Here is a 10,906-nt window from a genome sequence, read left to right as displayed (position 1 = left end):
CCCCATGCGCCGCGCCAAGATCGTCTGCACTCTCGGTCCGAGCACGTCGACTCCGGAGCGGCTGCGCGAGCTGGTCGAGGCCGGCATGGACGTCGCCCGGCTCAACCTCTCGCACGGCTCCTACGACGACCACGAGAAGGTCTACGCCGAGGTCCGGGCCGCCAGTGACGAGTCGGGCCGTGCCGTCGGTGTCCTCGTCGACCTGCAGGGGCCGAAGATCCGCACGGGCCGCTTCTCGGGCGGTCCGGTGGAGCTCGAGGTCGGCGCACCGTTCACCGTGACGACCCGAGAGGTCGACGGGTCCCGGGCCGAGGTCGGCACCACCTACAAGGGCCTGCCCGGAGACGTCTCACCCGGCGACCGCCTCCTCATCGACGACGGCAAGGTCGTCCTCGAGGCGGTCGAGGTCACCGACACCGACGTTCACACCCGGGTCGTCGTCGGCGGCACGGTGTCGAACAACAAGGGCATCAACCTCCCGGGCGTGGCCGTGAGCGTGCCGGCCATGTCCGAGAAGGACAAGGAGGACCTCCGCTGGGCCCTCGGGCTGCGGGCCGACATGATCGCGCTGTCGTTCGTGCGCTCCGCCGACGACATCAGGGACGTCCACGCGATCATGGACGACGTCGGGGTGCGCCTCCCGGTCATCGCCAAGATCGAGAAGCCGCAGGCCGTCGAGAACCTCGTCGAGATCATCAGGGCCTTCGACGGCGTCATGGTCGCCCGCGGCGACCTCGGCGTCGAGCTCCCGCTCGAGGAGGTGCCGCTCGTCCAGAAGCGCGCCGTCGAGATCGCGCGGCGCAACGCCAAGCCGGTCATCGTGGCCACCCAGGTGCTGGAGTCGATGATCGACAACCCCCGGCCGACGCGGGCCGAGGCGTCCGACGCCGCGAACGCCGTCCTCGACGGCGCCGACGCGCTGATGCTGTCCGGTGAGACCAGCGTCGGCGCCTATCCCATCGAGGCGGTCCGCACGATGGCGCGGATCATCGCCAGCACCGAGCAGCACGGACTCGAGCGGATCCGCCCGCTCGGCACCCGGCCGAGCACGATCGGCGGTGCCGTGGCCGCCGCCGCCGCCGACATCGGTGACCTGGTCGGCGCCAAGTACCTCATCACGTTCACCCAGTCCGGTGACACCGCCAAGCGGCTGTCGCGGATGCGGTGCAAGCTGCCGATGCTGGCGTTCACGCCGCTGCAGGCGGTCCGTTCGCAGCTCGCCCTGTCGTGGGGGATCGAGACCTACCTGACCCCGGTCCCGCGGCACACCGACCACTACGCCATGCAGGTCGACCAGACCCTGCTCTCCAACGGCGTCCTCCATGAGGGCGACCTCGTGGTCATCGTCGCCGGGTCCCCGCCGGGCATCCCGGGCTCGACGAACGCGTTGCGGGTCCACCGCGTCGGTGACGCCATCAACAAGGTGGCCCCGGCCTACGAGGACATCGAGAAGGGCGACTGAGCCCCCGGGGCGCGCGCCCTCCACCTGGCGCCGGCGCGCGCCTGCGTTGGGCGCCCGGCCCGGCAGGTATGCTGGCCGCCGCACCGCGCCGACCGCTCCTCCGTCGGCGCCCGCCGGAGTGGTGGAATGGCAGACACGGGGCACTCAAAATGCTCTGCTCGCAAGGGCGTGGGGGTTCGAGTCCCCCCTTCGGCACCGTCGGATGAACCGGGCGAACTGGGGTGAACCCGGCCGCGGGCCGGCCGGGTTCACCCGTTCCGGCCTCGCCGTCCGGGGCCCCGTGTCACGATCCGATGATGGTGGGGAAGAGCGCGGTGAGGCACGGGGGCGCCGGCGCCGACACGCACGGGCCGGGATCCGCTGACGCGCACGGGGCGGGGTCGTGACCCTGACCGGTGCCGACTTCGCGCAGCTCCTGCTGGCGGTCGGCCTGCTGCTCGGGGCGGCGCACGCCGTCGGCCATCTCTTCACGCTCATGCGCCAGCCCCGGGTCATCGGGGAGATCATGGGCGGCCTGCTGCTGGGTCCCACCGTGCTCGGCGCCCTCGCACCCGGGCTGCAGGAGCGGCTGTTCCCGACGGAGGGGCCGGTCGCCGCCGTCCTGGGCTGGAACTACCAGGTCGGGCTGCTGCTGCTGATGTTCGCCTCGGGCGCCGAGATGCGCTCGGTCTTCCGACGAGGGGAGTCACGGGTCGTCGGCCTGGTCACGGTCGTCGGGGTCGTGCTGCCCTTCGTGGCCGGGCTGCTGCTGTTCCGCGTCATCGACTCGTCCAGCCTGCTCGGCACCGCCCAGAACGACACGGCGCTCCTGCTGGTGTTCGGGCTCGCCATCGCGGTCACGAGCATCCCGGTGATCTCGCGCATCATGTTCGACCTCGGCATCATCGAGACGCCGTTCGCCCGGATCGTGCTCGGTGTGGCGGTGATCGAGGACATTGTCGTCTACGTCGTCCTGGCCCTCGCGCTGGGCATGGTCGCGTCCGGCGGGGGAGCGGAGCTGGGCGTCCCCGGCCTGCTGGGCCTGGAGCACGGCAGCACCGCGAGCATGGCGTTCCACGTCAGCGCGACCCTCGCCTTCTTCGTGCTGGTGCTCACCCTGGGCCCGCGCAGCTTCCGCTGGTCCCGGCGGCAGCGGTGGAACCTCGTGGCGAGCAGCAACCCCATCGCGTACCACCTCCTCTTCATCTTCGGCGCCACGCTTGCGTGTGTGGTGCTCGGGATCACCCCGATGTTCGGCGCCTTCCTGGCCGGCATCGCGGCAAGCGTTGGCCGGGGACCACAGGTGACGCAGGCGAGGGAGTCGATCAAGTCCTTCTCCTTCGCGTTCTTCATCCCCCTCTACTTCGCGATCGTCGGCCTGCAGCTCGACCTCGTCCGGCACTTCAACCTGCTCTTCTTCGCCTGGTTCCTGCTGTTCGCCTGCGTGGCGAAAGCCGCCAGCGTGTACCTCGGCGCGCGCCTGGCGGGCGAGAGCCCTCGAGGCTCCCGCAACCTCGCCGTGGCGACGAACGCCCGAGGCGGGCCCGGCATCGTGCTGGCGTCGGTGAGCTATGCGGCCGGGATCATCAGCCAGGAGTTCTTCGCGTCACTGGTGATGCTGGCCATCGTGACGTCCCTGCTGGCCGGCTCCTGGCTCGGCCACGTCGTGCGCTCCCGCCAGCCGCTGCGCGACGAGCCCGCGAACAGCCCGGCGACCGCGGAGGCCCCGGTCCGGGGGTGACCGGTCCGCGGGTGACCGGTCCGCGGTCGGCGTGCGGTCGCAGTGAGGTCATCCACTAGGCTGCGCGAGGTGAGCGACACGCAGCCCCACGCCGCCCCCGCGCCCGCAGCCCGCCCGGCGCTGCGCATCCTCGTCGCCGAGGACGAGGCCCTGATCCGCATCGATCTCGCCGAGATGCTCGGCGAGGCCGGCTACGACGTGGTCGGTCAGGCGAGCAACGGCGAGCAGGCGGTGGAGCTCGCCCGGGAGCTCGAGCCCGACCTGGTCATCATGGACGTCAAGATGCCCGTGATGGACGGCATCAGCGCCGCCGAGGAGATCGGGTCGGCCAAGATCTGCCCCGTCGTCATGCTCACGGCCTTCAGCCAGACCGAGCTGGTCGAGCGAGCCCGTGACGCAGGCGTCATGGCCTACATCGTCAAGCCGTTCACGGCGGCCGACCTCGCCCCGGCGATCGACATCGCGCGCTCCCGGTGGACCGAGATGAAGGCGCTCGAGGGCGAGATCGCCGACCTCGGTGAGCGGCTCGAGACTCGCAAGCAGGTCGACCGGGCCAAGGGCATCCTGATGAAGAAGCTCAAGATCAGCGAGGCCGAGGCCTTCCGCTGGATCCAGAAGACGGCGATGGACCGCCGGCTCGGGATGAAAGAGGTCGCCGACGCCGTCATCGCCGGGATGGACAAGGCCTGACCAGAGGGGCCCATCCCTCACCGGGACCCGACCCGTGGTTCGTGCGGCGTGCCGTCAGCGCAACGACACCACCACCTGGGTCAGCAGCGGAGCGACCACGAGCGCTGGCAGCAGGTCGCCGACCGGGACCTGCTTGATGTTGAGCAGCCGCAGGGCGATGCCCACGAGCATCAGCCCTCCTGTGGCGGTGAGCGCTGCGATGTGGGCATCCGGCAGCAGCGAGCCCAGCATCACCCCCAGCAGGGTCAGCAGGCCCTGCACGACCGCCACCGACACCGCGGAGAACAGCACCCCCACGCCGAACGACGACGCGAAGGCCATCGCCGCGAAGCCGTCGAGCACCGACTTGAGCATCAGCTGCTCGATGCCGCGGCCCAGCCCGTCGGAGAGCGAGCCGAGGATGGTCAGCGGACCCACGCAGAAGAGGAGCGAGGCGCTCAGCCAGCCCTCGATGAACCGCTCCCGGGCCGCGTGGTCCACTCCGGCCTCCCCGGCGCCCACGAGCGCCGGACGCCGCGCCATCCGGGCCTGGACGACCCCGGCGAGGCTCTCGAGCCGTTCCTCGATGCGCAGCAGCGATCCGCCGATGCCGCCGATGAGCAGGGCCCCGAGGACGATCAGCACCGGAGCGCCCGTCCCGGTGGCCCGCCCCAGGGCGACGTCGGTGACGCTCACGACCGACAGGCCGGCCATCAGCAGGGTGGTCAGGCCCAGCACGTCGGTGACCACCGAGCGGGTGTGACCGGGCAGCCGGTGGCCGACCGCCATGCCGAGGAGGGCACCCACGACGACTGTGAAGACGTTGATGGCGGTGCCCAGGCCGGGGAAGTCGACAGTCACGGCCCACACCCTATGCAGCGCCCCGAGCGAATCTGGCGAACCCCCTTCACCCGCGGTGCCGCTTGGGCTTAGAGTCGTCGCTTGGTCGCCCTCCCGGGGGTGTCCGTCGGCGCAGGGGGACGCCGCAGCGTGCTGCACTGTCCGTTCGACGATGGAGAAGCCTGTGAGCCGGCCCGTGGTGAGCGTCAAGCGTGTGTCTCCCGAGCTCGAGCGCTCCTTCATGGACCTCTGGGTCACCTCCCGCACCGAGCACGGCGTCAGCCCCGAGGTCGCCGCGCGCGCCGTCTCCGAGGGCAGGGTCGCGGCCGCCCTGACCCGGGAGGACGTCCGCGCGTTCATCGCGGTGGGTGACGGCGCCGCGCCCGTCGGTTTCGTCGTGGCGACGCACAGCCCGTTCTCCGGCCTCACGGACTCCCCGAGCGTGGCCATCGACCAGATCTACGTCGCACCCGCTGCGCGCCGGCACGGCGTCGCGCGCCACCTGCTCGCGGCGGTCACGGCGTATGCCGAGAAGCTGGGCTGTGAGCAGATCGGCTGCAACGTGCCGAGCCAGCACCGCGACGCCAACCGGTTCTTCGCCCGGCTCGGCTTCAGCTCGCAGGTGGTGCGCCGGGTGACCAGCACGGGGGCCCTGCGACGCCGCATCGGCGTCGACGAGCCGCGGATCGGCCTCGAGCAGATCCTGCACCGGCGCCGGTCGCTGCGCGCCAAGGCCCTCGCCGGACGCGGCGGAAACCAGCTCGCCGGCTGACCCGCGCGGCCCGCCGACGAGCCTGTCAGGCGCCGTCGGGCCCCTTCAGGCGGCTGTCGGAGCCTGTCAGGACCCTGGCGGGCGCTGACGGATGAGGGCGCTGAACCGGCTGGTGCACACACGGTTGCCCTCGTCGTCGGTGATGACGACCTCGTAGCTCGCCACGGTCCTGCCCAGGCTCAGCGCGGTGGCGACCCCCGTGACGACCCCGGAGCGAGCGGCCCGGTGGTGCGTGGCGTTGATGTCGAGCCCGACGGCGATCCGCTCCCGGCCGGCGTGCAGCGCAGCCCCGATGGAGCCCAGGGTCTCCGCCAGCACGGCCGAGGCGCCACCGTGCAGCAGGCCGTAGGGCTGGGTGTTCCCCTGCACCGGCATCGTGCCCACGAGGCGCTCGGGAGAGGCCTCGGTCACCTCGATCCCCATGCGGCGCATGAGTGAGTCGGGGTTCATCTCCTCGATGGCGCGCAGGAAGGCGGAGTGGTCTGGCTGGTCGCTCATCATGCCCCTTCGGCGGCTGTGGGTGGCTGGGCCTAGGCTGCCATGCGTGAGTCGACTTCTCCTGCTTGACGGCCATTCGCTCGCCTACCGTGCCTTCTTCGCACTGCCCGCCGAGAACTTCTCCACGAGCACCGGCCAGCACACCAACGCCGTCTACGGCTTCACCTCCATGCTGATCAACGTGCTGCGGGACGAGCAGCCGACGCACGTCGCCGTCGCCTTCGACGTCTCCCGCCAGACCTTCCGCACCGAGGAGTACGCCGAGTACAAGGCCGGGCGCTCGGCCACGCCGACGGAGTTCCAGGGGCAGATCTCACTGCTCCACGAGGTGCTCGACGCGCTCAAGATCCCATTCGTGGAGGTCGAGGGCTACGAGGCGGACGACGTCATCGCCACCCTCACGACCCAGGCCGTCGACAAGGGGATGGAGGTGCTGATCTGCTCCGGCGACCGTGACACCCTGCAGCTCGTCTCCGACACGGTGACGGTGCTCTACCCCGTCAAGGGCGTGTCGGACCTCGCCCGGATGACCCCGGAGGCGGTGCACGCCAAGTACGGCGTCGGCCCCGACCACTACTCCGACCTCGCCGCGCTGGTCGGCGAGTCGTCCGACAACCTCCCGGGTGTGCCGGGCGTGGGCCCCAAGACGGCCGCGAAGTGGATCAACCAGTACGGCAACCTGACCGGCGTGGTCGCGCACGTCGACCAGATCAAGGGCAAGGCCGGCGACTCCCTGCGCGAGCACCTCGACGGCGTGCTGCGCAACCGGCGGCTCAACGCCCTCATCCGCGACATGCCGCTCCCGGTGGGCGTCGACGAGCTCGGCCGGCGGAACTGGGACCGCGACCAGGTCCACACGGTCTTCGACGGCCTCGAGTTCCGCGTCCTGCGAGACCGGCTGTTCGAGTACCTCGAGGCGCCCGAGCAGGAGGCGGAGGCCGGCTTCGAGGTCGAGGGCGTCACCCTCGCCCCGGCCGACGTGCCCGGGTGGCTGGGCGCGCATGCCCCGGCCGGCCAGCCGGTCGGCCTCCACGTCGTCGGCACCTGGGCCCGCGGCACCGGTGACGCGGCCGCGCTGGCCATCGCCACCGCGGCGGGCTCCGCGGCATACCTCGACGTGGCCGGCCTCGACGACACCGCGGAGCAGGCCGTCGCCGCGTGGCTCGCCGACCCGCGGCGCCCCAAGGTGCTGCACGACGCGAAGGGGCCGCTGCAGGCTCTCGCCGCCCGCGGCTGGGATCTCCAGGGCATCTCCACCGACACGGCGCTCGCGGCCTACCTGGTCCGGCCGGACCAGCGCTCCTACGACCTGGCCGACCTCGTGCTGCGCAACCTCGGCCGCGAGCTGCGCTCCGAGACGGGTGCGCCGGGCCAGGGGATGCTCGACTTCAGCGCCGACGGCGACGCGGAGGCCCAGGAGGCCATGGTGCGGGCGCGCGCCGTGCTCGACCTCGCGGGTGCGCTCGGCGAGCAGCTCGAGGCGACCGGGGGAGCCGAGCTGCAGCGGGAGGTCGAGCTGCCGCTGGTCCACGTGCTCGCGCGGATGGAGCGCACCGGCATTGCCGCCGACGTGGAGCAGATGACCCACCTCGAGGCGGACTTCGCCGCCAAGGTCCGCGAGGCCCAGGAGGACTGCTATGACGCGATCGGCGGCGAGCAGATCAACCTCGGCTCGCCCAAGCAGCTGCAGGTCGTGCTCTTCGACACCCTCGGGATGCCCAAGACGAAGAAGACGAAGACGGGCTACACGACCGATGCCGACGCGCTGAACGACCTGTACACCAAGACCGAGCACCCCTTCCTCGAGGCGCTGCTGCGGCACCGCGACGCGTCGCGCCTGCGGGTCACGGTCGAGGGGCTCATCAAGTCGGTGTCCGACGACGGCCGCATCCACACGACCTACCAGCAGACGATCGCCGCCACCGGGCGCTTGTCCTCGACGGACCCGAACCTCCAGAACATCCCGATCCGCACCGAGGAGGGCCGCCGCATCCGCGAGGTCTTCGTCGTGGGCGAGGGGTTCGAGTCGCTGATGTCGGCGGACTACAGCCAGATCGAGATGCGGATCATGGCCCACCTGTCCGGCGACACCGGGCTGATCGAGGCCTTCCGGTCGGGCGAGGACCTCCACCGCTTCGTCGGGTCGCGCGTCTTCGGCGTCGAGCCCGACGACGTCACCGCCGAGATGCGCAGCAAGGTCAAGGCGATGTCCTACGGCCTCGCGTACGGCCTGTCGGCCTTCGGCCTGTCCAAGCAGCTGACGATCTCGACCGGCGAGGCGCAGGGCCTGATGGACGAGTACTTCGCCCGGTTCGGCGGGGTGCGGGACTACCTGCGGGACGTCGTCGCCGAGGCCCGCACGACCGGCTACACCCAGACCATGTTGGGCCGTCGCCGGTACCTCCCCGACCTCACCTCGGACAACCGGCAGCGGCGCGAGATGGCCGAGCGGATGGCCCTCAACGCGCCGATCCAGGGCTCCGCCGCCGACATCATCAAGCTCGCCATGCTCAGGGTGGACTCCGCCCTGCGCGATGCCGGGGCCGCGTCGCGGCAGCTCCTCCAGGTGCACGACGAGCTCGTCCTCGAGATCGCACCGGGGGAGCGCGCCGAGGTCGAGGCCCTCATCCGCAAGGAGATGGGCGAGGCCATCGCGATGGATGTGCCGCTCGAGGTCAGCGTCGGCGTGGGCCGGTCCTGGCACGACGCCGCCCACTGAACGCGACTCCGGTAGGGCCCAGGCCACCGGGGGGACCACGCATGTGCCGAAACGACCGTTTTGGGTGGTTCTGCGTCGTGTGAGCGCCGCGCCCGAAACGAACAAGTGACGGTGGAGTTACGCAAATCACGGCGTTTTGGGTGTGAAGTCACCCCTGGACGGCCGTTCTTGCCCCATACTCCCCGGTAACCACGTGCGCCCTTGCAGAATGCCGGGCGCCCTTTCTGTGAGGTGTAGATGCGCAAGAGCCTGCTCTCTGGGCTGGTCTTGGCCGCGTTCGCGGCACTGATCATCGGGTTGGGAGAGCTGTTCGGGCTCGACCTTCAACCCGTCGCCCTGCTCGGTGCCGCCCTCGGCGGCGTGCTTGGCCTGGTGCCACACCGGCACCCCCTCGGCAAGCTGGGCGGTTTCGCGCTCGGCTTCACACTGGCGTGGCTGGGCTACGCGCTCCGCGCGGGTGTGCTGCCCGACTCCGCCTCCGGTCGCGCGCTGGCCGCCTTCCTGGTGGTGGCGGTCATCGCGGGTGCGTGTGCGCTGAGCGTCGATCGCTTCCCGCTGTGGAGTGGGCTGCTGGGGGCCGCGGCCATGGCCGCGGCGTACGAGGAGATCTACACCGGCGCGCCCTCGCAGTTCCTCAAGGACTCGCCGAGCGCCGCCACCACCGTGCTCCTCGCGGCGGCTCTCGGATACCTCGCAAGCACGATGCTCTCGGAGTCCGTGTCGAGCGTGGCTGACCGCGGGGACGCCGACGCTGGTCGGGTCCGGCGCGCCGATGACGACGCAGAGCCGAGTGACGAGTTCGAGACCCTTCTGGCAGGAGAGACCAAGTGATCAACCGCAACACTGCCGCCCGGGCGGGCGCAGCCTTCGTCGCCGTGCCCGCGGCCCTCGTCATGGCCTCGGGTCCGGCGGCGGCTGCTGACGGCGACGTTCTGGTCAGCAACACAGAGACCGTGCAGGCGTACCTCAACGCCTCCGGCAAGCGCGAGGTGGCTCGCGTGTACGAGCAGGTCGCGCTCCAGGGCAAGGGGACGGTCACGCTCTCCAACCCGGTGGAGACCAAGGGCCTGCGCAACCTGGACGGCTTCAGCGGCTTCGACGTCCGCGGCGGGAACGTCGTGGGCACGTACCAGGTCGACGGCGAGAAGCGGCTCCGCACTGTCAGCGACTTCACCAAGCCCCTGCCGCTGCAGGTCGACGTCAGGTACACCCTCGACGGGCGCGAGGTGAAGCCCGGAGACGTCGTGGGCAAGAGCGGTCGTCTGAAGGTCCAGTACACCGTCCGCAACGTCACCGGAAAGGTGACGGAGGTCGAGTTCGACGACGGCACTGGCAAGCAGGCCAAGGCGATCGAGGACGTCGTGATACCGATGGTGGGCTCGCTGTCGACCGTCCTTCCGTCGAGCTTCACCGACGTCCGGTCCGCGGAGGCCAACATGGCAGGCGATGGGCGCGGCGGCACGAAGATGACCTTCACCATGACGCTGTTCGGGCCCATCGGGAAGCCCGAGGCAACCTTCGGCTACGAGGCGCAGGTCACGGATGGCGTCGTCCCCAAGGCATCGATCTCCGCGCTTCCGGTGAGCCCGCTGGACAGCCCGTCCTTCAAGGGCGGGGCCGAGTCGTACAAGGGTGGCGCCGAGACCGGTGCCACGCTGACTGCCGGAGCCACCGAGATCGACACCAACCTGCTCAAGCTGCGCGACGGCGCCGCGGACCTGCTCGCCGGCCTGATCCAGCTCCGAGACGGTGCCAACCAGCTCAACGCAGGTCTGGCCGGTGAGGCAGCACCCGGCGCGCGCAAGCTGTCCGACGGCGCGACCACGCTGAAGGACGGCACCGGAAAGCTGGCTGCCGGGGCCGGTGAGGCCAAGTCCGGTTCGTCGAAGCTCGCCGACGGCGCGGACCAGCTGGCCGACGGCCTCAACGAGGCAGGCGCCAAGGCACCCGCGCTGGTGGACGGCCTCGTTCAGGTGGCCGATGGCCTTGAGCTCGTGGATGCAGGGTTGGTGGAACTCCACGGCGGCATCGGCACGCTCCCGGCCGAGGCCAAGCCTCTTCATGACGGCATCACCAAGCTCAAGGCTGGCCTCGGCGGCCTCGACAAGGCCGGCACGCTGATCTACGGCGTCAACGCCGTGCGCTCTGGCATTGAGGGCACTGCCATTCCGGGTATCAACAACCTCATCGCGGGGTTGTACAACAACCCGTCGGCGGGCAACCGTG

At 70.8% G+C, this 10,906-nt stretch carries 8 protein-coding genes, 1 tRNA gene and 1 pseudogene; 8 read left to right on the top strand and 2 right to left on the bottom strand.

Annotation, left to right across the window (positions count from 1 at the left end; translation table 11 throughout):
• Nucleotides 1-4: 4 nt before the first annotated feature.
• The 4 genes from pyk to VIB11_RS03880 all read left to right on the top strand — a co-directional run bounded on the left by pyk (nt 5) and on the right by VIB11_RS03880 (nt 3,872).
• The gene (gene pyk / locus VIB11_RS03895; protein WP_332028545.1) at nt 5-1,462 is read left to right on the top strand and encodes a pyruvate kinase; all 1,458 of its coding nucleotides are present in this window, start codon (nt 5-7) and stop codon (nt 1,460-1,462) included.
• A gap of 112 nt (nt 1,463-1,574) precedes the next feature.
• Nucleotides 1,575-1,657, top strand: a tRNA-Leu gene (locus tag VIB11_RS03890).
• A gap of 187 nt (nt 1,658-1,844) precedes the next feature.
• Nucleotides 1,845-3,182 (top strand): cation:proton antiporter, encoded by a 1,338-nt coding sequence (locus tag VIB11_RS03885; RefSeq protein WP_332028543.1) that lies wholly within the window; start codon nt 1,845-1,847, stop codon nt 3,180-3,182.
• A 69-nt stretch (nt 3,183-3,251) separates the two neighbouring features.
• Nucleotides 3,252-3,872 carry an ANTAR domain-containing response regulator gene (locus tag VIB11_RS03880; RefSeq protein WP_332028541.1) on the top strand — a complete coding sequence of 207 codons (621 nt, stop codon included), beginning with the start codon at nt 3,252-3,254 and terminating at the stop codon, nt 3,870-3,872.
• Nucleotides 3,873-3,926: 54 nt separating this feature from the next.
• Here the strand turns inward: VIB11_RS03880 and VIB11_RS03875 are convergent, their stop codons facing one another.
• Nucleotides 3,927-4,712 carry a DUF554 domain-containing protein gene (locus VIB11_RS03875; RefSeq protein WP_332028539.1) on the bottom strand — a complete coding sequence of 262 codons (786 nt, stop codon included), beginning with the start codon at nt 4,710-4,712 and terminating at the stop codon, nt 3,927-3,929.
• 163 nt (nt 4,713-4,875) lie between these two features.
• Between VIB11_RS03875 and VIB11_RS03870 the strand changes: the two genes are divergently transcribed.
• Nucleotides 4,876-5,463 (top strand): GNAT family N-acetyltransferase, encoded by a 588-nt coding sequence (locus tag VIB11_RS03870; RefSeq protein WP_332028537.1) that lies wholly within the window; start codon nt 4,876-4,878, stop codon nt 5,461-5,463.
• Between the two features lie 66 nt (nt 5,464-5,529).
• Here VIB11_RS03870 and VIB11_RS03865 read toward each other — a convergent pair whose 3' ends face one another.
• Nucleotides 5,530-5,961, bottom strand: a complete 432-nt coding sequence (locus tag VIB11_RS03865) for a hotdog fold thioesterase (protein WP_332028535.1) — start codon at nt 5,959-5,961, stop codon at nt 5,530-5,532.
• Nucleotides 5,962-6,007: 46 nt separating this feature from the next.
• Here VIB11_RS03865 and polA point away from each other — a divergent pair, with 46 nt between their 5' ends.
• The 3 genes and pseudogenes from polA to VIB11_RS03850 all read left to right on the top strand — a co-directional run.
• On the top strand, nt 6,008-8,680 hold the full coding sequence (gene polA / locus VIB11_RS03860) for a DNA polymerase I (protein WP_332028533.1): 2,673 nt from the start codon (nt 6,008-6,010) through the stop codon (nt 8,678-8,680).
• Between the two features lie 237 nt (nt 8,681-8,917).
• Nucleotides 8,918-9,511, top strand: a complete 594-nt coding sequence (locus VIB11_RS03855) for a hypothetical protein (RefSeq protein ID WP_332028531.1) — start codon at nt 8,918-8,920, stop codon at nt 9,509-9,511.
• Nucleotides 9,508-10,906, top strand: a pseudogene (locus VIB11_RS03850) (hypothetical protein); the annotation flags it as partial. The gene VIB11_RS03855 and the pseudogene VIB11_RS03850, both read left to right, overlap by 4 nt.

Source organism: Pedococcus sp., from assembly GCF_036554925.1.
GTDB lineage: Bacteria > Actinomycetota > Actinomycetes > Actinomycetales > Dermatophilaceae > Pedococcus_A.
This window is presented reverse-complemented; position numbering and strand designations above follow the sequence as displayed.